A 24,070-nucleotide genomic window follows, 5' to 3' on the forward strand; every position below is an offset into this window, starting at 1 on the left:
CCGATGTGCTGGTCGCTTGCGAGCTTGACCCGCATAGCCATCTCACGGCCAAGCGGGTGCGCAGCGCCGATATCCTTGCGGCATTTCTTGAATTTCCGCACACGGATTTTTATGAGCGGGGTGAGCACGTGGTCGACCTTGCCTTGTCGTCGCTCAAGGGCGAGATCAAGCCGGTGATCTCGACGTTCGACTGCCGCATGATCGGCGTCTATCCCACGAGCCGGGAGCCGATGCGCTCCTATGTCGACCGCATGAAAGCGCTGCAGGGCAAAGACGGCGTTCTCTCGGTTTCGCTCATTCATGGTTTCATGGCGGGCGACGTTCCGGAACTTGGCACACAGGTGATGGTGGTGACGGACAATGATCCTGCCAAAGGTGCGGCGCTTGCGGAAAAACTTGGCATGGAACTTTTCGCGCTGCGCGGCACGACGGCAATGCCGATGCTCGACACCGACGCGGGTCTTGACGCGGCCCTTGCCGTTGCCGCCAGAAAATCGGGCAAGCCTGTCGTCGTCGCCGACGTCTGGGACAATCCGGGCGGCGGCGTTGCCGGCGACGGAACGCTGATCCTGCGACGCATCATTGATCGCGGCATCGACAACGTAGCGGTCGCCACCATCTGGGACCCCATCGCGGTCACCTTCTGCCTCGCGGCGGGGGAGGGCGCAAAGATCGAGTTGCGTTTCGGCGGCAAGGCCGGCCCCGATGGTGGCCCGCCGATCGACGCGCGTGTGACGGTACTCAAGGCCGTTGATGAGGGTTGGCAAAGCTTCGGTCAGAGCCGCGTTACCCTCGGCCCGGCGGCGGTCGTTCGCATCGACGCTACCGACATCGAGGTCATTCTCAATACCAACCGGACGCAGACGTTCGAGCCGGACATCTTTTCCAATCTCGGCATCGACCCGCTGACGAAGGACATATTGCTCGTCAAGTCCACCAATCACTTTCACGCCGGATTCGAACCGGTTGCGGCAGAGATCATCTATATCGACGCGGGTGCGCCCTATCCATCGAACCCCAGGAAGACCAACTATCGCAAGCTTGCGCGCGATATCTGGCCGCGGGTGGATATGCCGTTCTGATCCTTCAAAAAGTTGGCCCTTTCTTTCCCGAAGGAAGGAGCGCGGAATGGCGAAGAGCGGCAAAACAAGGTTTGACTCGCGTCTGGTTTCATGCTGAATTGGCACAATGGTCCAACCAATTTAGGTGATGCCTCCGGTGGTCAGTCCGATCTTAGCTCCAGTGCACACGTCATCGCGCGACGACGCGGTGCTGAACGCGCTGGCGGATTTCGTGACGGGTGCCGGACTGAAGCCGGGCGACCGGTTACCGACGGAACGCGTCCTTGCCGAACACTTCAAGGTCAGCCGGACAACGGTGCGCGAGGCGCTGACGCGGTGGCAAGAACTTGGTCTCGTTGAGCGACGCCAGGGGAGTGGCACATACCTTAAGGCGGCAGTCACCCGCAACATGCTGCACCTGCCGCTGACCCTGCCGTCCGGCAACGATTTCAACAGCCTCATGCACACGCTGGAGATACGCCGCGGGCTCGAGGCGGAAGCAGCCGTTCTTTGCGCCGAACGCGCAAGCGACGCGGACATCGCGTTTATCGAGCAGAAGCTGATTCGGATGGAGGAAGTCTTCCACGAACGCAGCGGCATGTCGGCGGATGAGGACTGGGATTTCCATCTTGCCGTGTTCCGTACCTCCGGTAATCCCTTGTTCGAGCAGATCATCGCCGCGATGTACGAAATGTTTCACCGGTTCTGGGAGCACCCCCTCGGTGTGCGCGATTTCGGCCATGCCAGCTTCCCCTACCATCGCACCTTGTTCAACGCGATCGCCGAGCGCGATCCCTTGGGCGCGCGCGCCGAGGCGCTGAAACTGATTGCGACCGTCGAGGATGACCTCAAGCGCGGCAACGCAAACCTTAAAAAGCAGACCAAGAAGAGTAAAGAATGAGCGACAATCCATATTTTCATGATCAGGAGATGATGGCGCAAGCGGCGACGCTCCTTGCCCACGACGAGCCCTTTCCTGGCGGCTCGGTTGTTCCGCCGATCTACCAGACGTCGCTGTTTACCTTCGAGAACTATGCGGCGATGGCCGACGCTTTTGCCGGCCGCAAGCGTCAGCCGATGTATTCGCGCGGCGACAATCCGACCGTGATGGAATTTGAAAGCAAGATCGCTGCGCTCGAAGGCGCGGAGGCGGCGCGCGCCTTCTCGAGCGGTATGGGTGCTATCAGTGCAATGGTGCTTGCATTCGTCGGGGCAGGAGAGCGTATCGTCGCTGTGCGCAATTGCTATGGCGATGCCTACCGCCTGTTCGAGCGGTTGCTGCCGCATCTCGGCATTAAGGTGGACTATGTCGATGGGTCCGATCCCGACGCAGTGGCTACGGCCTTGCCGGGCGCTAAGCTGCTCTATCTCGAGAGCCCGAGCTCGATGATGTTCGAACTGCAGGACATTGCCCACTATGCTCGGCTGGCCAAGCAGCATGGTATCGTAACCACGATCGACAATTCCTGGGCGACGCCGCTGTTCCAGAAGCCGATCAGCCATGGCATTGATCTTGTGATGCATTCGGCGTCGAAATATCTTGGCGGTCACAGCGATACGGTTGCTGGCGTGGTTGCGGGCTCGCGCGAAATGATCGAACGCATCAATGGTCGCACATATTCGTACCTCGGCGCCAAGCTTTCTCCGTTCGAGGCGTGGCTGCTGCTGCGCGGTCTGCGTACGCTGACGTTGCGCCTGCCGCACCATATGAAGAGCGGACTCGCGATTGCCGAGCGGCTGAAGGCGCACGAAAATGTCGAGCGCATTATGCACCCTGCCTATTCAAATCATCCGGGCAAGGCGACCTTGTCCGGCTATTCGGGACTGTTTTCCTTCGAGGTGACCGAAGACATCGACGTGCCCACCTTCGTCGATGCACTCAAGCTGTTCCGCATCGGCGTCAGCTGGGGTGGTCACGAAAGCCTCGTCGTCCCTGCGCTGGCCTCGCTACAGCAGACACCGGACGCCAATTCGATCGGGCGCTTTGGCGTGAGCCCGAGAACCATCCGCCTGCACGTGGGACTCGAAAGTGTTGAGGAGCTTTGGGCGGACCTCACCAACGCACTGACAAAAGCAAAACGCTGAACTTCTGAACGATCTAAAATGGGAGCTAGACAATAATGCAAAAGCGAATGGGAATATTTTTGGCGGGCGCCATCGCGGCCCTGTCGATGACGGTTTCGGCTGCTTTCGCCGATACGACGATCAAGATGGTGGAGGTGATTTCGAGCCCGCCGCGCACCGAACTTCTCAAGAAGCAGATTGCGGGCTTCGAGCAGGCAAATCCCGGCGTGAAGGTCGAACTCGTTTCGCTGCCATGGGGCCAGGCGTTTGAGAAATTCCTGACTATGGTTCAGGCAGGCGACACGCCCGATATTGTTGAGATGCCGGAGCGCTGGATGGGGCTATATGCCAACAACGGACAACTCGAGGATCTTGGTCCTTACATGGCCAACTGGAAGGATGCGGCAACGCTTGGTGATCGCGCCAAGCAGTTTGGCTCCGTTGTCGACAACAAGCAGTACATGATCCCCTACGGCTATTACGTCCGCGCCATGTTCTGGAACAAGAAGCTGTTCGAGCAGGCAGGCCTCAAGGAAGCGCCGAAGACGCTCGATGAATTCATGGAAGCCAACAAGAAGATCTCGGCGATCCAGGGCAAGTACGGCTACTGCCTGCGCGGCGGGCCCGGTGGCTTCAATGGCGTCCAGATGTTCATGAACATCGCCAACGGCAAGGGCGGCTATTTCAACGAAGATGGCACGGCGACGCTCAACGAGCCGGGCGCCGTCAAGGGTCTTGAAATGCTGGCCGATATCTACAAGAACGGCTACGCACCGAAGGACAGTGTCAGCTGGGGCTTCAACGAGGTGGTTACCGGCTTTTATTCCGGCACCTGCGCTATGCTCGACCAGGATCCGGACGCTTTGATCGGTATCGCCGAGAAGATGAAGCCCGAGGATTTCGGCGTCGCTCCACTTCCGACAGGGCCAAATGGCAAGTCCTATCCAACCCTCGGATATGCTGGCTGGGCCATGTTCGCCAACTCCAAGGTCAAGGACGACGCCTGGAAGCTGATGGGGACCTTGCTTTCGCCGGAAGACAATATGGAGTTCGCCAAGAATGTCGGTGTCTTGCCAATCCACAACGGAGCGGACAAGGATCCCTATTTCGGTTCGGACAGCTTCAAGGGTTGGTTCCAGGAGTTGAGCGATCCAAAGACCTTCGAGTTCGTCACACCGCCAACGCATCTCGAAAACCTCGGCAACTTCTATGACTCGGTTTCAGTCAAGAATTTCCAGGAAGTTCTGCTTGGCCAAAAGACGGCAAAGCAGGTCGCCGACGAATGGGCCGCGTTCCTGACGGAACAGCAGCAGGCCTGGATGGCCAAGAACAAGAAATAACGGAACTTGAAACAGTGCTCCGGTGCGCCAGTGCCGGAGCATTTCTTCGAATGAGCGAAGCCGGAAACAAGGCGGCCAATTCGAACGACATCGAGATGAGGGGTTCGATCGGTATGGTGATGCAATCGACGGCGGCGGGCTTGCCGCAGAAGGGCGGAAAGGTCGGCGAGAAACGCCGATTTGGCGACGGCTTCGAGCCATGGGCCTACATGAGTCCGGCGCTCGTCCTCTTGCTTGTGGTGCTGGTCGTCCCGCTGATCTTCGGCATCAGCTATTCCTTCCGCAAATTTTCGGCCTTCAAGTCAGAATTCGTGGGTCTTGCGCAATATCAAGCGATGCTGCACGACAAGGTGCTGGGCGAAGCACTGATCAACACGCTGTGGTGGACGGTCGCGAGCCTTTTCCTGCAATTCTTCCTCGGTCTCGGCCTTGCGCTGCTCCTTGATCGCGATTTCGCCGGAAAGAAGTTCGTTCAGGCCATCGTCTTTTTGCCGTGGGCCGTTCCCTCGTTTCTTTCGGGCCTCACCTGGGCCTGGCTTTTCAATCCAATCGTAGGGCCTCTGCCGCACTGGCTCTATGCTCTCGGCCTCAGGGCCGAGCCTACGAACATTCTCTCCGATCCGGCGACCGCGATGTGGGGGCCGATCATCGCCAATGTCTGGTTCGGCATACCCTTTTTCGCAATCACGCTCCTGGCGGCGCTGAAGTCCATTCCATCAGAACTGCACGAGGCGGCCGCCATCGATGGTGCCAATCCTTGGCAACGCTTCACCAAGGTCACATTGCCGTTCCTGGCGCCAACGATCGCCATCACGGTTATGCTGCGTACCATCTGGATAGCCACATTCGCCGACCTCATCTACGTCATGACCGAGGGTGGTCCGGCCGGCTCAACCAACACCGTCGCGACCTATATCTATGTCAGCGCGTTCAAGACGCTCGACAAGGGTTACGCATCGGCAGTGGCCGTGCTTTTGCTGGCGCTGCTCATCCTCTATGCCGTCGTTCTCATCCGCATCCGCAAAGCACTCGTGAGGTATTCCTGATGATCGCCGGACGCTCACGCAACGCCCGGATTTTCGGTGCAGTAGGTCTCTACGCCGCTGTCGGGACCTATGTCATTTTTGCCCTGTTTCCAATCTTCTGGACGCTGAAGATATCGGTGACGCCACAATCCCTGCTTTATTCGGAAGGCATCACCATGTGGCCGTCAACGTCGACGTGGGAGAACTATGTCACGGTGCTGCGCGCTACCGATTTTCCGCGCTACTTCCTCAACAGCGTGATCGTTTCGGTGATCACCGCGTTTCTGGTGACAGTCATTGCCTCGGCCGCGGGTTATGCCATGTCGCGTTTCTCGTTTTACGGCAAGACGACGGTCGCCGTGACGCTGCTCTTGACCCAGACATTTCCACTGGTCATGGTCATCCCGCCGATCTATCGCATCATGGGTCAGCTCGGACTTACCAATAGTCTCACCGGCCTCATTATCATCTACACCGCCTTCAACATCGCCTTCGCCACTTTCTTGATGCAGTCGTTCTTCGACGGTATTCCGAAGGACCTCGAGGAAGCTGCAATGATCGATGGCTGCAGCCGTTCCCAGGCGCTGCGCAAGGTCATCATTCCGCTGACGCTGCCAGGAATGGGCGCGACCCTCGGCTTCGTCTTCACGGCCGCATGGAGCGAGCTGCTCTTCGCACTGATGCTGATCAGCAGCGACAGCCAGAAGACGTTTGCGGTCGGGCTCCTGACCTTCATCGGCAAATTTGCCGTGGACTGGGGACAGATGATGGCGGCCTCGGTCCTCGCTCTCATTCCGGCCTGCCTGTTCTTCGCCTTCCTGCAACGCTACCTCGTCACCGGCCTGACGGCTGGCGCAGTGAAGGGCTAATCAAGGATAAAACCCATGGCTTCTGTCACCATCTCCAATGTCCAGAAAAACTACGGCGCCATGAACGTGCTGTCGGCCGTTGACCTTTCCATTGCCGACGGCGAGTTCGTTGTCCTCGTTGGTCCATCCGGCTGCGGCAAGTCCACGCTCTTGCGCATGATCGCCGGCCTCGAGGAGATTTCCGCAGGCGAGATCAAGATCGGCGACCGGATCGTCAATGATGTCGCCCCCAAGGATCGCGACATTGCCATGGTCTTCCAGTCCTATGCACTCTATCCGCACATGGATGTGGCGTCGAACATGGGCTTCAGCCTTTTGCTGCGCAAGACGGCCAAGGATCTCGTCATGAACAGGGTCGGTAGCGCCGCCAAGCGGCTGGGACTGGACGTTTTTCTTGAACGGCTTCCACGCCAGCTTTCTGGCGGCCAGCGGCAGCGCGTCGCAATGGGCCGGGCCATCGTACGCGATCCGAAAGTCTTTCTTTTCGACGAGCCGCTGTCGAATCTCGACGCAAAGTTGCGCGTCCACATGCGCACCGAAATCAAGGCACTGCACCAGCAGCTGAAGACGACGTCAGTCTATGTCACGCACGATCAGGTGGAGGCAATGACGATGGCCGACCGCATCGTGGTCATGCACGACGGGGTGATCCAGCAGGTTGGCACGCCGCTCGAACTCTACGACCATCCGGCGAACCTGTTCGTTGCAGGGTTCATCGGCTCACCCGGCATGAACTTTTTGCCTGCCGTGGTTACCCACCAGGACGGGAAAACTACCGCAGAGCTCGCTGACGGCCAGATGGTGCCGCTGCGGCAGGCGATCAAGCTTGGCGACGGTGACCGGATAGTGGTGGGCATACGGCCGGAGAACCTCGAAATCGGCGGTGCGGATACCTTGAAGGCGAGGATCGAGGTCATCGAGCCGTTGGGTCTTTCCACGCAGTTCTACACAAGGATGGCTGATCAACAGGTCTGCATCTTCGCCATGGGCCGGACAGACCGCGCTCCCGGGGACGCGATCGGGCTCGGCGTCAAGCCGGAAAATGTCCACGTCTTCCATGCCAAGACCGGTATGCGATTGAGTTAGCGCGCATGTCCGTCCGACAGCTAAAACGGGCGGAATAATATTTCTCTGTTTGCGCGATTGCTGGTATAGATTTCGCCGTTTGACAAATTTTGCTGGCGGCGGATGCCTATGCAGCGGCCGAGCAAAGTGACATTTTCCGATCATTCGCCGAAAGGCTATAATAATGGATGGAAACAAATGAACTGGTTGAAATCACTCCTCGTCATCGGCGCTCTCGCAATCGTGCCCGCGCAGGCTCATGCGGAATCGAATCTCGAAAAGATCAAGGCAGCGGGCGTCTTGAAGATCGGCACGGAAGGCACCTATGCGCCGTTCACGTACCATGACGCATCCGGCAAGCTCGTTGGTTTCGACGTTGAGATTGGCGAAGCGATTGCCAAGAATCTCGGCGTGAAGCCAGAGTTTCTAGAGGGCAAGTGGGACGGGCTGATCGCTGGTCTTGATGCCAACCGCTACGATACCGTCATCAACCAGGTCGGCATCACCGAGGCGCGCAAACAGAAATATGATTTCTCCGAGCCCTATATCGCCTCCAAGGCGGTTCTCATCGTCAAGGGTGACAATGCCGAGATCAAGTCTTTCGCCGATCTGAAGGGCAAGAAATCGGCGCAGTCCCTTTCCAGCAATTTCGGCAAGATCGCGCAGGAAGCCGGCGCTGAACTCGTTGGAACCGATGGTTTCGACCAGTCGATCCAACTCGTGCTCAATGGCCGTGCGGACGCAACGATCAACGACAGTCTGTCATTCCTCGACTTCAAGAAGCACAAGCCCGACGCCAACGTGAAGATTGCTGCGCAACAGGAGAACGCCGACTTCTCCGGCATCATTATTCGCAAGAATGAGCCCGATCTCCTGGCCGAAATCAACAAGGCGCTCGAGACGATCAAGGCGGACGGCACCTACAAGTCGATTGCAGACAAGTATTTCGGTGAGGACGTCTCCAAGTAACACCCGTTTACGACCGGCGCGATTTGCGCTCTAAGAGGGCAGGGTATTTGACCCTGCCTTTTATATGCAAAGTACGGGCTCACCAATGGAGCGAATTTGACATTCGAGTTTCGTCTCGACATCAGGCTCGTTTCGAATGTCAAATTCAAAGCTCCACTAGAGCGAGTAGAGTTGCTAGTGGTTCCTTGATTCCAACATTCGCCTGCATGGCTCGTATCAACCCGGATGCGAATGTTGGAATCGAACCACTAGGGAGAACCGGTTTTGACCCATTGGCTGACACTGATGCTCGAATCACTGCCCTCCCTCCTTTGGGCAGGATTGATTTTCACCATTCCCCTGACGCTGCTATCCTTCGTCCTCGGCCTGACCGTGGGCCTTATCGCGGCGCTCGTCAGGTTGTTTGCGCCGGCGCCATTTGCGGCGATTGTCAAGTTCTATGTGTGGATCATTCGCGGCACGCCACTCCTCGTCCAGCTTTTCCTGATCTTCTACGGCCTGCCGAGTGTCGGGATCGTCCTTGACGCATTCACCGCCGCGCTGATCGGCTTCACACTCAACATCGGCGCCTATACGTCGGAGATCCTGCGCGCGGTCATTTCGTCGGTGCCCAAGGGGCAATGGGAGGCGGCTTATTCGATCGGTATGAGCTGGGGGCAGGCGATGCGCCGCACCATCCTACCGCAAGCCGCCCGCGTCGCTGTTCCGCCGCTGTCAAATACCTTCATCTCGCTGGTCAAGGATACCTCGCTTGCCGCGGCCATAACCGTGCCGGAACTGTTTCAAGCGGCGCAGCGCATTGTTGCTACAACGTATGAACCGTTGATCCTCTATGTTGAAGCGGCGTTGATCTACCTCGTGATGAGTTCAGTTCTGTCGTCCCTGCAGGCGCGCTTGGAGAACCGCCTCAATCGCTACGGTGGTTTCCTGGAGGCACGCTCATGACAATGGTCGAACTCAAGAACATCGTGAAACGCTTCGGCGACCTGGCCGTTCTGAACGACGTCTCACTCAGCGTCGCGGAAGGCGCGGTGATGGCGCTCGTCGGTCCTTCCGGCGGAGGCAAGAGCACACTCCTGCGCTGCATCAATCTGCTGGAAATTCCGACCGCGGGCTCACTAGACGTTGCCGGCGACAGCCTGGAGTTTCGACCTTCCGCCCGCGTCGGCGCCAAGGACATCCACCGGGTGCGACGACATACCGGCATGGTGTTTCAGAACTTTCAGCTTTTCCCGCATCGCAACGTGATCGAGAACGTTACGGAGGGCCTCACAACAGTCCTGAAATGGCCAAGGGAGCGTGCGCGGGAGCGGGCGATGATGCTCCTCGAAAAGGTAGGCCTTGCCCACAAGGCGAACGTGTGGCCCTCAACCCTGTCGGGAGGTCAACAGCAACGCGTGGCGATTGCGCGGGCGCTCGCGCCTTCGCCAAAGGTACTCTTGTGTGACGAGCCCACGTCCGCGCTCGATCCAGAGCTTTCGGGCGAAGTTGTTGATGTGCTGGCGCAACTCGCGCGTGAAGGAACGACAATGGTGATGGCGACGCATGACCTGCGGCTTGCATCGAAGATTGCCAATGAGGTGATCGTTCTCGACGGCGGCGTGATCGTCGAGAAGGGATCGTCGCGTGATATCTTCACGCGGCCGCAGCGCGAACGGACGAAGCGGTTCATCGCAACCTTGACACATGACGACAGCAACGTGCAGGGCGAAGGGATCTGAACCGATCCTCAGGCCCGACTACACAAACGGCTTTGCAAGTTTAAGCCGTCTTGGCAGCAATCGGTTGAAATAGGCCTTACCGTCGGCGGCAAGACGTGTGCCTTCCGGGGAGAGGAAGCTTGAGGGCAGGTGACGCGTCTTTCCGGCGACATTGGCGAGCGGCACCAGGCGTATACGCGTGATGCCGCCTTCCTCCGTTAGCGCTACCGAGCCTCCGCCCTGTGCGGCAGCTTCGACGGCAAACGCTCCGGCTTCAAAGGCCTCCTGCGCGTCTGTCTTGTTGATCAACCCGGCATTGCCGCGCGGCAAATACCCGAATGTGTCAACCCTGGCACGAACGCCCGGCAAGCCATCCCGCAATGCCTGTTCAACCGCCATGCCGAGATCGCCGCCCGACAGCCGGACATTGCCGTGCGCGTCAAATTCAAGACGCTCGCGGGCAACGAGGTTCTCAACGACGGAGCGGCCGTCCTCGGCGGTGACGCCCTCGGACATGGCAACGATGCATCGGCCATGGCGATCGACAACGGAGCGCACCTCCTCGACGAACCGCGCTGGCGAGAAGGCCCGTTCCGGCACGTAAAGAAGGTGAGGGCCGCTCTCGTCATCAAGCTGCCATGCGGCGGCGGCGGCGGTGAGAAACCCTGCATGCCTGCCCATGACGATACCGACGTAGATACCCGGTAAAGCCCGGAAGTCGAGATCCACGCTTACGAATGCCGTTGCCACGAACTCGGCAGCCGAGATGAACCCCGGTGTGTGGTCGTTTTCTTCGAGGTCGTTGTCAATCGTCTTCGGGGCATGAACGAAGGCGATGCCGCCGCCTGCGGCGTCGGCGAGGATCTGCTGCGTGCCAGCCGTATCATTTCCGCCGATGTAGATGAACGCGGTGGCGCCCACCTGGCGCAATCCCTTCAGGATCGTCTCGCAATAGGCCGCGTCCGGCTTGTCACGCGTGCTCCCCAAGGCGGCGCTGGGCGTTGCGCCAAGCAGGCGAAGCTGCTCTTCGGGCAGGTCCGAAAGGTCGACGAAATTGCCGTCGCGAATACCGCGTACGCCATGGATCGCGCCAAGCACACGCGCCCCAGGATGGCGCTTGCGGGCCTCGATCACGGCTCCGGCCAGCGTCTGGTTGATGACGGCAGTCGGGCCACCACCTTGCGCAATTACGAATGTCTCGGTCATATCCACTCTCCGTTTTCTTTCCTGCGAGCATGGCCAACTGGTCTGATGATAGCGCTATTTGTTCTTGGTTGCTGCCGCCTTGAATAGTTCGCCCAGTTCCATCGGGAACGGAAACACAATGGTCGAATTTTTCTCGTCGGCAATCACATTCAGCGTATTGAGGTAACGCAATTGCATGGCCTCCGGCCGCTGCGCGAGGATATTGGCAGCCTCCAGCAGCTTTTGCGCGGCCTGTTGTTCGCCTTCCGCATTGATGACTTTGGCCCGCCGCTCGCGCTCGGCCTCTGCCTGCCGCGCGATCGCACGGATCATGGTTTCGTTTAGGTCCACGTGCTTGATCTCGACATTGGCAACCTTGATCCCCCATGCATCGGTCTGTGCGTCGAGGATTTCCTGAATGTCACTGTTGAGCTTGTCGCGCTCTGCCAGCATCTCGTCGAGATCGTGTTTGCCGAGGACCGAACGCAGTGTGGTTTGTGCAAGCTGGCTCGTCGCCATCATGAAATCCTCCACCTGAATCATGGCACGCTCGGGATCGATGATCCGGAAATAGAGCACGGCGTTGACGCGCACCGAAACGTTGTCCCTTGAAATCACGTCCTGACTCGGCACGTCCAGAACTACGGTCCGCAGGTCGACGCGCAGCATCTGCTGTACGAGGGGAACGAGGATGATTAGTCCGGGTCCCTTCACACCGGTGAAGCGGCCCAGCGTGAAGATGACCCCGCGTTGATACTCACGCAGGATCTTGATCGCGGCAGCCACAATCATCAGCACAATGACGATGACAGGGGCTAAAATGGTGATGAGCATTGGGAAATCCTCCACTAGGAGCCATCCGTCTGATCCGGTTCAACTTTGAGGATGATGCCCTCGATGCCGGCTACACGCACGTGCTGGCCCTTCTTCAGCGGGGTCTCGGATGTAGCTGTCCATCGCTCGCCACTGGCGAGGACGTGCCCCTTGAGACCACGCCAATCGAGGACCTCGCCCTCAGCCCGCGTCATCGCCTCGCTACCCGTTACAACCGGGCGTTTGTGGGAGGAAAGGGCGAGACGGACTATGATCAGGGAAAGCGCCAGACTGGCCAGTGCAATGCCGCCGGCGATCGGCCAGGACGTCTGGAAGGTTGGGATGTCAGTATCGATGAGGATTGTCGCACCGGCGATGAACGCGATTGCGCCGCCAACGGCGAGAACGCCGGACGGCGTGAACGCTTCAGCCGCCATCAGCGCGAGCCCGAGGATGATGAGGCCAAGGCCGGCGAGGTTCACGGGGAGGATGGCGAGTGCATAAAGGCCGATCAGCAAGCAGATTGCACCGATAGTGCCGGGGAAAAAAGAACCCGGCGTCAGGAATTCGAAAATCAGTCCATAGATGCCGATTGTCAGCAGCATCAGTGCGACGTTCGGATTTGTGATGACCATCAGGAGTTCCGTGCGCCAGTCCGGCTCCAGCCGCTCCAGTTTCAGCGCTCCGGTATCAAGCTTGATCTGGTTTCCTCCCGCGCTGACAGTGCGGCCATTGGCCTGCAGGAGAAGATCATCGACGCTGGAGGCGACGATGTCGATCACATTCTCCTTGAGCGCTGCGCTGGCTGAAAGGCTTGCCGCCTGGCGCACCGCCTGCTCGGCCCAATCCACATTGCGGCCGCGCAGCTCCGCGAGCGAGCGTATATAGGCGGCAGCGTCGTTGACGGCCTTCGCCTCCATCGGGTTCGCAGGAGCAGACATCGGGCTTGCATCGCCATGGCCGTCTTTCGGAGCCTGATCCTTGTCGTTCTTTTCCTGGTCATCCTTTGGAAATGGCAGGTCGCCAATCTGGATCGGCGTCGCCGCGCCAAGGTTGGTACCGGGCGCCATCGCCGCTATGTGGCTGGCATAGAGAATATAGGTGCCAGCGCTCGCGGCGCGCGCTCCGCTCGGGCTCACATAGATGGCCACCGGCACGGGTGAGCCGAGGATGCCCTGAATGATGTCCCGCATCGAGGTGTCGAGGCCACCAGGCGTGTCCATTTGCACGATCACGAGCGATGCATTGCGCTCAGCTGCAGTTCTCAGTCCGCGTGTTATGTAGTCAGATGAGGCCGGGCCAACGATCCCCTGAAGCTGCAGCAGAAGGGCCACATGCGTTGTCTGTGCATTGTTCGGCAATACCGACAAGAGGATGCCAAGTAGCGCAGCGGCAGCGGGACTTAGAGCCCGTCTTACTCCAAACCATTCTCCGATGATTTTCCTCATCAGTTCCATGGTTTAGCTTACATCAGAGCACCCGTTTCTGCCACATCCGTCTGAGGCTTGCGCAACCTGCACGTCTACTTCGGCGGCACATAATTCCGCCAATTGTGCTCTTCCCGGAAGCCGAGAACCTCGCGTGTCTTGCGGTTCGAGAGCGGCGCTTCGAACTCACCAAGTTCGCGGATAATCGGAACGTTGGGGCAGTACTTTGCGAGAAATTCCTGCGTAGGAAGCGTCGACGTGATCGTGTCATTGACCGCATTGAAGACCTGGAAGCCCAGACCGTCCTTCTGGATCGCGAGATCGACAATCTGTCCAAGATCGCGCGCGTCGATGTAGCTCCAGGCATTGCGCTTGCGCGACAACGGATTGGCGAGGAAGTCCGGGAAGCGGTCGTATTCATGCGGTTCGATCACATTGCCGATCCGCAGCGCGTAGATATCCGCGCCAGTACGCATGGCGAAGGCGCGGGCGGTCCGTTCGTTCACGAGTTTCGACAGTCCATAGCTGTCCATTGGATCAATGTCGTAATCCTCTTCGAGGGGAAACTGGTGGAAATCCTTGTCGCCCTCGGCGAAGCAGACGCCATAGGTGGTTTCGCTTGATGCGATAATGATCTTGCGGATGCCGAGTTTGACTGCGGCCTCAATGACATTGTAGGTGCCGATCGTATTGACCCGGAATGTCTCGTTGTCGGGTTTGATCAGCACGCGCGGTACCGCCGCGAAATGGACGACGGCATCGATCGGCCCCGGGCCTTTGCCTGTCTCGAAGCCTTCGAAGCCGAAATGGCTGGACAAGGCGTTGAACATCTCGCCGCTATCGGTGATGTCGGCGAAGAGGGTGTTGACACCTTGATGGTTCAGAGCAACGAGGTCGACGTTCAGAACCTCATAGCCGTGTTCCACAAGATAGGGAACGACATGACGCCCTGCCTTGCCGGCGCCACCGGTAAATACGATACGCTTCTTCATTTTGATTTCTCCATGTACCGTGCACTGCCAATTGGGAGAATTGACAGTGCGCCCGTTATTCGCTCTGGCGCAGGTTGCGCAGCCTGTCGAACAGCACCGCGAAGAGGATTGCGCCACCGATGAAACAGCCTTGCCAGAAGGCATTGATGCCGAGGAGGCCAAGGCTGTTGCGGATCACCTCGATCAGCGCCGCGCCAACGAGCGCGCCGAGCGCGGTGCCAACGCCGCCGGCGAGCGCCGCACCACCGATGACGGCCGCCGCGATGACCTGAAGTTCAAGCCCCGCGCCAATGTTGGTGGTGATCGCGCCGAGCCATCCGGTCTGGATGATGCCGGCGATGCCGGCCGACAGTGAGGAGATCATGTAGACGGCGACCTTTATGAGCCGGACCGGGACGCCGGTCAGCGTCGCCGCATGTTCATTGCCACCGATGGCATAGACATGGCGTCCAAATTTGGTCCAGCGCAGCACGAATCCGGTGAGGAGGGCAAAAACGATCATGTAGATCACGGGATTGGCTATGCCGAAGAACCAGGCGCCGCCGCCAAGCGCAAGCAGCTTGTCATGGTCGGGCCCAAACTGGAACACGACGGTATTGCCGGAGGCTACCATGGCCAGACTGCGCGCGATCGACAATGTGCCGAGCGTGACGACAAAAGGCGGCATACCGATATAGGCAATCAGGATACCGTGAAATGCGCCGATGATGAGGGCTGTCGCGATCGAAGCCGCAATACCGATCTCAATACTGTAGCCGGCATGCATGACGACGCCGAGGATCATGCTGCACAGGCAAAGCACCGATCCGACGGAAAGGTCGATGCCACCCGTAATGATCACTAGCGTCATGCCAAGCGCGATGATCGCGACAAACGTAACGTTGCGGGTGATATTATAAAGGTTCTTCGTCGTCGCGAAGGAATCCGTCGCGAACGACAGGAAAATACAGGCGAGGATGACGGCAATCAACACCCAGAACGTCTGGCTTCCGAGCACGGACGACAGCCAGTTGTGCTGCCTTTGAGCGATTGTCTGATCAAGAGTGATGGCCATGGTCGACCTCGGTTTCTGCAAAAGTGTTCTCGTTCCTAAGGGTCAGGCAACCTGTTCGATCGCGCCGGTGATCAGCCCCGTGACCTCTTCAGGGGATGTCGCTTCAATGGTCTTGTCAGCGACCTTCCTGCCGCGTCGCATGACGATGACCCGATCGGCCACGTCGAAGACGTCCGGCATGCGGTGACTGATCAGGATGACCGCGATGCCCTGGTCCCGCAGATGGCGTATAAGGTTCAATACCTCGGCGACCTGGCGGACCGAGATTGCTGCCGTCGGTTCGTCCATCAAAACGATCTTGGCTTCCGAAAGCCGCGTGCGGGCGATCGCAACCGCCTGGCGCTGGCCACCGGACATCTGTTTGACCAGGTCGCGCGGCCGCGTTTCGGATTTCAGTTCGGCAAAGATCTGGCCGGCGCGCCGATACATGCTGGCATAGTCGAGAATGCGAATGGGCCCGAAGCCACGGCGTAGTTCGCGGCCGAGAAAGACATTGGCGGCCGCAGTAAGATTGTCGCAGAGCGCAAGGTCCTGATAGACGATCTCGATCCCGTGCTGGCGCGCCTCGATGGGCTTGTGCATGACAAGCTCCGCACCATCCATGCGCATGGTGCCTTCGCTCTGGCGGAAATTTCCGGCGATCATCTTCACAAGCGTTGATTTGCCGGCGCCATTGTCGCCCATGAGGCCGACCACCTGGCCGGGTTCGATCGCGATTGAAACATCGTTGACGGCCTGTATCGCGCCGAAATGCTTCGAAATATTGATGAGTTCGAGAACCGCCACCAGTTATCCTGCCTCCCATTTGCCGTGCGCTTGCTTTCGTCCCACAATCATGCGGACATTGTCGCGACCTTCCATCCCCTCCCAAGGACAGCGGTAGGCCGAATTTACGCAAACGCTTCACCAAGCGTCAATCAACTTTCGGGTGATTGCAAGCCCCATGCAACCAAAAATAGTTTTATATGACAAATACCCGTTGACGGCGAAACTTTGGCGTTATTAGCTAGTATTCGGGAGGAATATCTGATCACGAACGCGACGGGCAAGTCGGGCGGAACCCGATCGCGGTCAATTGCGACAACGCGCATTCGCCGCTCGTAACCGGTTCCAACCTGAACCGGGAAGACATCGGGATCAGGCAAGTCATCGCGCCTGCACCGGACTGTAATACCAATCGACTGGGTTCCGCGATACGTGTGACTGCAGAATGACCTCGTATTGCTTGGCATCCAGATTGATCTGTGTGGCGGGCACGCCCGTGTCCGTCGGGTTCAAGGGAGGAACAAATGAGGAAATCAATACTACTCGTCGCCGCTGCCGCGCTCGCGCTCGGTGCAGGACCTGCTCTGGCGAAAAAACAACTCGTCATCGTCGTCAAGGGCCTCGATAACCCATTCTTCGAGGCCATCAACCAGGGCTGCCAGAAGTGGAACAAGGAGAACGCAAGCTCGGAATATGAGTGCTTCTACACCGGGCCGGCCTCCACATCCGATGAGGCGGGCGAGGCGCAGATCGTCCAGGACGTTCTCGGTAAGGCCGACACGGCGGCCATCGCCATTTCGCCGTCGAATGCCAAGCTCATCGCCCAGACCATTAAGACTGCAAATCCCGCAGTTCCGGTAATGACGCTCGACGCCGATCTCGCAGCCGAGGACTCGGCTCTGCGCAAGACCTATCTTGGCACCGACAATTATCTGATGGGCGCCAAGATCGGCGAGTACATCAAGAAGGCCAAGCCGAGTGGCGGCAAGATCTGCACGATCGAGGGCAATCCAGGGGCTGACAACATCCTGCGCCGTGCCCAGGGTATGCGCGATACGCTCAGCGGCCAGAAGGGCCTGACCGCGCTCAAAGGCGAGGGCGGATGGACGGAAGTGGCTGGTTGCCCCGTGTTTACCAATGATGATGGTGCAAAGGGCGTTCAGGCGATGACCGACATCCTCGCCGCCAATCCCGACCTTGCTGCGTTTGGCATCATGGGCGGCTGGCCGCTGTTTGGCGCGCCGCAACCCTATCGTGATCTGTTCAAGCCCATGGCAGACAAGATCGCCAAGAATGAATTCGTCATCGGTGCAGCCGATACGATCGGCGACGAAGTCGCGATTGCCAAGGAAGGTCTGGTAACGGCACTTGTTGGCCAACGGCCCTTCGAAATGGGCTACAAGGCGCCAACGGTGATGATCAACCTCATCGAGGGCAAGAAGGTCGAGGATCCGGTGTTTACCGGTCTTGATGAATGCACCAAGGATACGGTCGATACCTGCATCCAGAAGTAATATTGAGGGAGGAGGGCGCCTGTTTACGGGCGTCCTCCATTTTTTGCCGGGATATTAAAAGATCAGGACAAGCCCCGTCACGGTTAGCGCTGCGATCCATATGAGGTCGAAATTTATCCATCCACGCCGCAGGAAACCTAGGCCGATCCAGTCGTAGACCGTGAGCGAGATTATGAGAATGACGGCGAGCATCGCCGCCATGTGGGTGCCGATTGCTGCAAGGGCGATGGAAAGCGAACCTGCTGCCGTCAGGTCCGGCGCGGGCATCGAAGAGAGGCACAGCGGGATGACGACGGGCACCAGCATCAGCCCGGCCCCGTGAGCGCTCGCCATCAGGAACGACCAGACGCCGAGGCCAACCATCCCGGTGGTCATGCCGACCCGCACACGGTGGCGATGACCGTAGACGGCCTGATAGGTAGCCCATGCAAGAAGCAGGATTCCAGCTGCGATTTCAAGCGGGCGTTGATCGACAATGAAGCCGAGCAAAACGGCGGCCGATGCAACCACCGCGATCGAAGCGGCGTGGCCGGCGGCAATCGGCAGAAGCGACCGGACGACGACCATGCGACGGCCACGATGCAGACCAAGCGCCACGGCAAACAGCCAGCCCATGGCTGGATTGAGACCATGGAAGACGCCAAGGCCGGCAAGCACCAGCCATGGGGAGATGGACGTCATCGTGCCTTTCTGCTCGTCTTGTGGCGCAGCGCAATCATGGATAGCAGTAGGAATCCGATGAACAGTCGCCGCCCTCGAGCCGTACCTGGTGAGGCCGATGGCTCTTTGGCCAGTCGACGAAGAAATTCTCATCGAACGTGATGCCGCCATCGTCTCCGACATCGAGCTTGACCATCCACCCTTCGACGCCTTCCGGGTAGAACTGCGGATCAATGGGCCCGTAGAGTGAGTTGGTAAAGTAGACGCGCTTGCCGTCGCGGCTGATTTCCACCATCTGAGGGCCGCCATTGAGCGCGCCGTTCTTTGCCTTCGGATGGGTCGCGCGCGAAACGATACCGCCGATCCGAACCCGGCCGGTTTCCTTGGGATTGAACGGATCGGAGACGTCATATTGTATCATGTCGCCGGTGCCCCAGCATGACACGTAAAGGAAGCGATCGTCCATCGAAAGGTCGATGTCGGTGACAAGAGGCGCGACCGCACCAAAGCCCTTGAGAACTGGTGGCAGCAACTCGGGATCAGCCGGCTCGGCAGGGATTTCAATGATCTTCTTCACCGCCCACTTGTCGCCGTCGCGATACCAGGTCCATATCGACGCGGAGAGGTCCTTGAGACTGATGACGCAGCCGACAAAGCCATAGGTCTTGGTCGGGTTGTGTGCCGGGCGCAGCTCGAATACTAGCTGGTATTCCTCGCCAAGATCAATCTCCTGCAAATGCTTGCGCTTGTGCAAGTCCCAGAAATGCAGCCTGCGGCCATATTTGCTTGCAAGCAGGACCTCCGGAACAAGACCGTTTTCAAACGTGTCGGGCGTTCCCCATTCGCTCGTCACCATCGTGTCGTGACCGAGGTGCCACCAGAAGTCGTAGGCAAGTTTTTGCGGACCCCGATCCATCTCCCACTGTCCGAGGACATCGAAACTTGTGGGATCGAGCAGGAAAATACCGCCCGGCGCCTTGCCCTCGGCGTTGCCAAGGGCATTCACATAGATGCCCTCCGGCCCGCAGTGTACGGTGTGGAGGCGGGAATATCCTGCCTTTTCGGCGATCTCCTCCGGTTCGATGACGCGGACGATTTTCGGGTTCTTTGGATCAGGCTTGGTGTCGATGATGTGAAGCCGCGACGAGCGCAGCCCGGGAACGACGAGGTAGCGGCGCTCCATATGCGGGTGAGGGGCGTTCGGGCAAAGACACGAGGAACAGGCATTCCAGCCGAAGTGGTGCAGTTCATCGCCCGCATTGGGCATGTTGACCTGACCGACGATCTGCGAATACGTCGCTGATTTCGGATCGACGTCGACGACGGCGATGGCGTCAGGTATCTTACGCTCGGGATCGAAGGCTGCGACATAGGCCAGCTTCTCAGCCGGCGCCTTCGCCGCCATGCGAGGCGAGGGATAAAAGGAAGGATCAGGTTGCCAGGTTGCCATGATGATGCTCTCCTCGTTATCGATGACAGAGTTGCTGAGCGGTCCCCAATGCGACTTTGTCATGATCTTGGCACTTGCCCGGTTTGGTGTCCAATCAAGTCATTTGATAGAAGCCCGGGGTCGGAGCAACTTTGTATTGAATTGTTGAGGCCGAAACCCTTGGCCCTGAAACTGGCCACCCGACGAAAGGGTCGGATGGCCAGAGACGATCAATAGATATCGAACGGAAAGTACTTCGAGACGATTTTCTTGTACGTACCGTTGGCGACGATCGCATCGATCGCCTTGTTGAATTTCTCGCGTAGCGCGTCATCTCCCTGGCGAATGCCGATGCCTGCCTCTGTCGCCGTCCCCGGTACGTCAGCGAGCATCTTGCAACAATCCTTGCCCGCGTTGTTGAGCCAGTCGACAACGACGAACTTGTCAGAAATCAAGGCGTCGATGCGCCCATTCTGGATGTCGGCGGTTGCTTCTTCCTGTGTCGGGTAGAGTTTTACGTCCGCGCCCCCTTTGCCGTAGACATCGGTCGCGTAATTGCCCTGCGTCGTTGAGGCCTGGGCACCTACGGTCTTGCCCTTCATATCGTCCACGGAAACACCGGCAAGCGTGCTATCCTTTGGAACCACGACGGCAAGCGGCGTGGTGTAGTATTTATTGGTGAAGTCGATCTGCTGCTTGCGCTCTTCGGTGATGCTCATGGACGCAATGATGGCATCATATTTGTTGGCCATGAGCCCGGGAATGATCCCGTCCCAGTCCTGTGCGACGATCGTGCATTTGGCCCTCATCTCTTCGCAAAGTGCATTGGCAATATCGACATCAAGTCCCTCCAGCGTTCCATCGGACTTCAGGGTATTGAAGGGCGGATAGGCACCCTCTGTGGCGATCCGGATCTCTTTCCAGTCCTGAGCTGCTGCGTTCGATGCGAAAGCGACGATGGCCGCGGCGATCGTCATTAGCGTTTTATTCATGTTCCATCCTCTTCGTCGGAGGCCTTTTGGCCCGGCCACACATTAGCCGAAGACCGGTAGATGCGAAGGATATTCTTGCTCGTGGCTTGAATCGCGCTGTCGCTTTCCGACGTTAGCCCCTGTGCATCAAAGAATGCCCGACGGATTGAGCAGGGCCCCAACCACTGGTAGCATGACGTGCCGCCCGTTGAACGTCAGGTGGTTGTATCTGTGTGAGTGCAAATTCGGAGGTTTGAGATGGCCGTAAACGGTGACAGCCCGATGCCATTGTTGAAGAAGCTTGGCGGATTGATCGCTATCATATTGGGCTTCCTGATAACGGCATCGGGTTACAGATATGGGTCGACCGAGTTCCTGACGTTGGGTATCGTGTTCATTGCACTTGGTCTGGTTTTCCTGGTGCTGATGATCGTCCGGCGCAATCAGGGCCGGCACGTCTGAGTTGGCTGTTCGCTCCTGGAGTTGATAGCTTCAAATTGAGCCGAGCTTTTCCGGGAGGGCGGCCAATCATCTTGGGTCATTTCGCTCGGACAAGAGTTCGAGCAGCGCCGGGTTGATATAAAGGTTCTCGCGACCAGATCTCATTTCCTCCAGCATACCTATCCCGCTAAGCATCTTTAGATAGGTCGAGGCGGCTTGCCGCTTGGCGATTCCTGCCTCTACGAGGTCTCCGATACGGCAATAGGGATTTACGAAAATGATCTCGGCAAGTTCCCGAGAATAGATTTTTGGCAATTCCTTTCGGAGCCGCATGGCCGTTTTATCAAGCAGATCGCGAATAGCGCGGATTTTGGCGGTCGACCACTGTGCGGTTTCATGCACAGCGACAAGCATGAACAAGATCCAATTTTCCCAGTCGCCATCCGTTGTGACCGACAAAAGGCGCTGATAGTAGGCTGACTTATTCTGGATAATGTAACGACTGAGGTAGAGGACGGGTATTTCCAGAAGGCCCTTGTCGACGAGGTAGAGCAGGTTCAAGATACGACCAGTTCTGCCATTGCCGTCTGTGAATGGATGGATTGCCTCGAACTGATAGTGCATCACAGCGAGACGGATGAGCGGATCGACCTCGACTGCTTCGTGGATATAGCGTTCCCAATTTGCGAGCTTGTCTTGCAGCAGGTTTTTGCCGTCTGGCGGAGTATATATGACGGTTTTCGTCGCGTCGTTCATCAACGCGGTTCCAGGGGTGGACCGAATATCAAGATCAATACCCTTGATCGTGCGGCAAACCTCGATTGCGACGGTAGTCGAGACCGGTCGTTTTTTCAGCATGCGATAGCCTTGGTAGAGAGCCGTCCGATATCGTAAGGCTTCCTTGGTTGCCGCATCGGCCTGATTGCCTGCCTCGTTGGCAAAGCGAAACAGTCGGTCGGCTGTCGTTACGATGTTCTCGATTTCAGAGCTTGCCTGCGCCTCCAAAAGGGGAATTGAGTTGATCAGCACCTCTTGATTGGGGATGAGTTGTCCTGAAACGCGTAGTTCCGCGAGCGCCGCACGCGCTTCAATGCACGCCTTCAGAACTGACCTCGTTTCCACGTCCCGCTGTGGAGGCAGGAGTGGGAGGTCATTATAGGGAAGTGTAGCATCAAACGGCACGTCGACATTCCTGAGTTTATTCGACACGTCGTCGAGGATATGTCGATGAGATCGACACGTTCCCATAACATGTCGATGAAATGCGACTATATCGACACATATAAACTACGGCAAGGCCTGACTAGATGCCGCTTCCCACACCTTGAGGTCCGGTTAGGGCTTGATGTCATGGCGAAGACGCCAGTCCTGCGCGGCTTTGTGTCATCTACGCCTCGGGTCTTCAGGGTCAATGCCTTCGGGAGTTGAAGGAACCGTCGCATTCATCTCCTTTCGCATCAGCCAAAGCCCCGGCATCATAGGCAACCAAAGCGTGAAGCCACGCAGGATGAGCGTGGCGGCAAGGCTGCCCTCAATACTGCTTCCCATGATGTGGAGCAGGCCTGTACACGTTCCTTCGAATGTGCCAAGGCCGAGGGGGATCGGCGACAGCGTGGCCACCACAGACGCCAGGACGAAACTTAAGAAGGCGCTGACGGGATTGATGGTGAGGCCGACTGAGCGAGCGGCAATCCAGAGAGTCGCCGCGTCCAGCAAAAAGATGCCAATCTGCAGAGAGAACGCTTCAAGGATAAGCCTCCCATCGCGAAGCATATCCGTGCGGGCACCGCTGAGAATCGTGGCCAGCTTCGCCATCGGCGCCCAGCCAAGGGCAGTCTTTGGAATAATCCGCCCCTGCCGTCGGATCAGCAGGAACGTTACCCCCGCCAGAGCGAGCAGAACCGTGATGAATGCGGTCGCGAGTGGAAGCCATGCCGAACCGAGATCGCCGCTGTGCCACAAGATTACGAAGGCCGACAGACCAACTATCAGGTAGCTCAAGTAATACGAGAACCCACCGACCAGAAGTGCTGTCGTAACCAGCGAAGAGGGCACCCCACGTCGAGCCAGCCCCCGCGCGACAATCGCGGCGCCGCTCAGTCCGCCAGAGGGAAGCGCCTGATTGGCAAAAAGTTGGACGACGGCGAGCCTGAAGAGACCGGCAAAGGATAACCGGGCTTCTGCGCGCGAAAGCACCCGCAACCAAACGGCTGCAGCGCAGGCGTAGGTGGCGATTTGACATGTGGCTGCTGCCGCAAGCCAGAACGGATCAGCGGATTTCAAGGTAGAAAGGAAAACTGCAACGTCACCGAAATGAAGAGCAAAACCGATGAAGACGCCAAGGACAAGGATGCCGGAAAGCCAACCGGCAACGATACCGACGCTGCCAGGTTCGACGTCCGCAAGTCCAGGCAATGGCGCCGGATTCGAGCTTACTTGGCCCTCGGCGGATGCTGTGGCGTCCTGGCGGCGTTGCTGCGAGTGTGCGTTGCTCAAGATGGTACCGCCTTAGATAATGAGGCTCCTCCGGACGACATTCTTTTTTCCTTGCGGATCAGTGCGGCGTCGCCGGTCGCGATCGGCTGGGTGAGTTCTCGCAGAAGCGCGACTTTGGAGCACGGCAGGCTAACCTATTCATCTGCGCCTTGCCATGACCTTTTGGCGAAAGACCTCCGCGGGTGTCCTGAAGCCCAGACATTTGCGGGGTGTCGCATTGAGATGATCGC

Annotated in this window: 23 protein-coding genes; 12 read left to right on the top strand and 11 right to left on the bottom strand. The window is 58.3% G+C overall.

Features of this window, described 5'->3' with window-relative positions:
- The 10 genes from AAAB35_RS23505 to AAAB35_RS23550 form a co-directional block, all read left to right on the top strand.
- The coding region (locus tag AAAB35_RS23505) for a M81 family metallopeptidase (RefSeq protein ID WP_340670697.1) at nucleotides 1–1,082 on the top strand (1,082 nt) is incomplete at its 5' end.
- 136 nt (nucleotides 1,083–1,218) lie between these two features.
- Nucleotides 1,219–1,962 carry a FadR/GntR family transcriptional regulator gene (locus tag AAAB35_RS23510; protein WP_340670698.1) on the top strand — a complete coding sequence of 248 codons (744 nt, stop codon included), beginning with the start codon at nucleotides 1,219–1,221 and terminating at the stop codon, nucleotides 1,960–1,962.
- Complete coding sequence (locus AAAB35_RS23515; RefSeq protein ID WP_340670699.1) at nucleotides 1,959–3,146, top strand: PLP-dependent transferase; 1,188 nt, start codon at nucleotides 1,959–1,961, stop codon at nucleotides 3,144–3,146. The genes AAAB35_RS23510 and AAAB35_RS23515 overlap by 4 nt, the downstream gene beginning before the upstream one ends.
- A gap of 47 nt (nucleotides 3,147–3,193) precedes the next feature.
- Complete coding sequence (locus AAAB35_RS23520) at nucleotides 3,194–4,465, top strand: sugar ABC transporter substrate-binding protein (protein WP_340670700.1); 1,272 nt, start codon at nucleotides 3,194–3,196, stop codon at nucleotides 4,463–4,465.
- 113 nt (nucleotides 4,466–4,578) lie between these two features.
- Nucleotides 4,579–5,511 (top strand): sugar ABC transporter permease, encoded by a 933-nt coding sequence (locus tag AAAB35_RS23525; protein ID WP_340670719.1) that lies wholly within the window; start codon nucleotides 4,579–4,581, stop codon nucleotides 5,509–5,511.
- A complete protein-coding gene (locus AAAB35_RS23530; protein WP_340670702.1) occupies nucleotides 5,511–6,359 on the top strand; it encodes a carbohydrate ABC transporter permease in 849 nt (282 codons plus the stop codon). Before AAAB35_RS23525 ends, AAAB35_RS23530 begins: the two co-directional genes overlap by 1 nt.
- A 15-nt stretch (nucleotides 6,360–6,374) precedes the next feature.
- Nucleotides 6,375–7,445: a sn-glycerol-3-phosphate ABC transporter ATP-binding protein UgpC gene (ugpC, locus tag AAAB35_RS23535; RefSeq protein ID WP_340670703.1), complete on the top strand. Its 1,071-nt coding sequence runs from the start codon at nucleotides 6,375–6,377 to the stop codon at nucleotides 7,443–7,445.
- Between the two features lie 177 nt (nucleotides 7,446–7,622).
- A complete protein-coding gene (locus AAAB35_RS23540) occupies nucleotides 7,623–8,393 on the top strand; it encodes an amino acid ABC transporter substrate-binding protein (RefSeq protein ID WP_340670704.1) in 771 nt (256 codons plus the stop codon).
- Between the two features lie 264 nt (nucleotides 8,394–8,657).
- Nucleotides 8,658–9,338, top strand: coding sequence for an ABC transporter permease subunit (locus AAAB35_RS23545; protein WP_340670705.1), 681 nt, complete (start codon nucleotides 8,658–8,660; stop codon nucleotides 9,336–9,338).
- A 2-nt stretch (nucleotides 9,339–9,340) separates the two neighbouring features.
- Nucleotides 9,341–10,114 carry an amino acid ABC transporter ATP-binding protein gene (locus AAAB35_RS23550; RefSeq protein ID WP_340670720.1) on the top strand — a complete coding sequence of 258 codons (774 nt, stop codon included), beginning with the start codon at nucleotides 9,341–9,343 and terminating at the stop codon, nucleotides 10,112–10,114.
- A gap of 18 nt (nucleotides 10,115–10,132) precedes the next feature.
- Here the strand turns inward: AAAB35_RS23550 and AAAB35_RS23555 are convergent, their stop codons facing one another.
- The 6 genes from AAAB35_RS23555 to AAAB35_RS23580 all read right to left on the bottom strand — a co-directional run bounded on the left by AAAB35_RS23555 (nucleotide 10,133) and on the right by AAAB35_RS23580 (nucleotide 16,350).
- Nucleotides 10,133–11,299 carry a diphosphate--fructose-6-phosphate 1-phosphotransferase gene (locus tag AAAB35_RS23555; RefSeq protein ID WP_340670706.1) on the bottom strand — a complete coding sequence of 389 codons (1,167 nt, stop codon included), beginning with the start codon at nucleotides 11,297–11,299 and terminating at the stop codon, nucleotides 10,133–10,135.
- A 54-nt stretch (nucleotides 11,300–11,353) separates the two neighbouring features.
- Complete coding sequence (locus AAAB35_RS23560; protein WP_340670707.1) at nucleotides 11,354–12,112, bottom strand: slipin family protein; 759 nt, start codon at nucleotides 12,110–12,112, stop codon at nucleotides 11,354–11,356.
- A gap of 14 nt (nucleotides 12,113–12,126) precedes the next feature.
- Nucleotides 12,127–13,539 carry a nodulation protein NfeD gene (locus tag AAAB35_RS23565; RefSeq protein WP_340670708.1) on the bottom strand — a complete coding sequence of 471 codons (1,413 nt, stop codon included), beginning with the start codon at nucleotides 13,537–13,539 and terminating at the stop codon, nucleotides 12,127–12,129.
- Between the two features lie 74 nt (nucleotides 13,540–13,613).
- Nucleotides 13,614–14,510: an NAD(P)-dependent oxidoreductase gene (locus AAAB35_RS23570; protein WP_340670709.1), complete on the bottom strand. Its 897-nt coding sequence runs from the start codon at nucleotides 14,508–14,510 to the stop codon at nucleotides 13,614–13,616.
- Nucleotides 14,511–14,565: 55 nt separating this feature from the next.
- Nucleotides 14,566–15,564 carry an ABC transporter permease gene (locus AAAB35_RS23575; RefSeq protein ID WP_340670710.1) on the bottom strand — a complete coding sequence of 333 codons (999 nt, stop codon included), beginning with the start codon at nucleotides 15,562–15,564 and terminating at the stop codon, nucleotides 14,566–14,568.
- A gap of 42 nt (nucleotides 15,565–15,606) precedes the next feature.
- Nucleotides 15,607–16,350, bottom strand: coding sequence for an ATP-binding cassette domain-containing protein (locus AAAB35_RS23580; RefSeq protein ID WP_340670711.1), 744 nt, complete (start codon nucleotides 16,348–16,350; stop codon nucleotides 15,607–15,609).
- A 503-nt stretch (nucleotides 16,351–16,853) separates the two neighbouring features.
- Here AAAB35_RS23580 and AAAB35_RS23585 point away from each other — a divergent pair.
- Complete coding sequence (locus AAAB35_RS23585) at nucleotides 16,854–17,843, top strand: sugar-binding protein (protein WP_340670712.1); 990 nt, start codon at nucleotides 16,854–16,856, stop codon at nucleotides 17,841–17,843.
- Between the two features lie 54 nt (nucleotides 17,844–17,897).
- Here the strand turns inward: AAAB35_RS23585 and AAAB35_RS23590 are convergent, their stop codons facing one another.
- From AAAB35_RS23590 to AAAB35_RS23600, 3 genes are all read right to left on the bottom strand, one after another.
- Nucleotides 17,898–18,524, bottom strand: coding sequence for a hypothetical protein (locus tag AAAB35_RS23590; RefSeq protein WP_340670713.1), 627 nt, complete (start codon nucleotides 18,522–18,524; stop codon nucleotides 17,898–17,900).
- 34 nt (nucleotides 18,525–18,558) lie between these two features.
- Nucleotides 18,559–19,953: a selenium-binding family protein gene (locus AAAB35_RS23595; RefSeq protein WP_340670721.1), complete on the bottom strand. Its 1,395-nt coding sequence runs from the start codon at nucleotides 19,951–19,953 to the stop codon at nucleotides 18,559–18,561.
- A gap of 209 nt (nucleotides 19,954–20,162) precedes the next feature.
- Nucleotides 20,163–20,924 carry an ABC transporter substrate-binding protein gene (locus AAAB35_RS23600; protein ID WP_340670714.1) on the bottom strand — a complete coding sequence of 254 codons (762 nt, stop codon included), beginning with the start codon at nucleotides 20,922–20,924 and terminating at the stop codon, nucleotides 20,163–20,165.
- Nucleotides 20,925–21,161: 237 nt separating this feature from the next.
- Between AAAB35_RS23600 and AAAB35_RS23605 the strand changes: the two genes are divergently transcribed.
- Nucleotides 21,162–21,365 (top strand): hypothetical protein, encoded by a 204-nt coding sequence (locus AAAB35_RS23605; RefSeq protein WP_340670715.1) that lies wholly within the window; start codon nucleotides 21,162–21,164, stop codon nucleotides 21,363–21,365.
- 66 nt (nucleotides 21,366–21,431) lie between these two features.
- On the opposite strand, the gene AAAB35_RS23610 is transcribed toward AAAB35_RS23605, so the two are convergent.
- Nucleotides 21,432–22,526 (bottom strand): Fic family protein, encoded by a 1,095-nt coding sequence (locus AAAB35_RS23610; protein ID WP_340670716.1) that lies wholly within the window; start codon nucleotides 22,524–22,526, stop codon nucleotides 21,432–21,434.
- A gap of 201 nt (nucleotides 22,527–22,727) precedes the next feature.
- Entirely contained in the window at nucleotides 22,728–23,840 is a 1,113-nt protein-coding gene (locus tag AAAB35_RS23615; protein ID WP_340670718.1) for a lysylphosphatidylglycerol synthase transmembrane domain-containing protein, read from the bottom strand.
- Between the last annotated feature and the right edge of the window lie 230 nt (nucleotides 23,841–24,070).

Source organism: Phyllobacterium sp. (assembly GCF_037994425.1).
Taxonomy (GTDB): Bacteria; Pseudomonadota; Alphaproteobacteria; order Rhizobiales; family Rhizobiaceae; genus Phyllobacterium.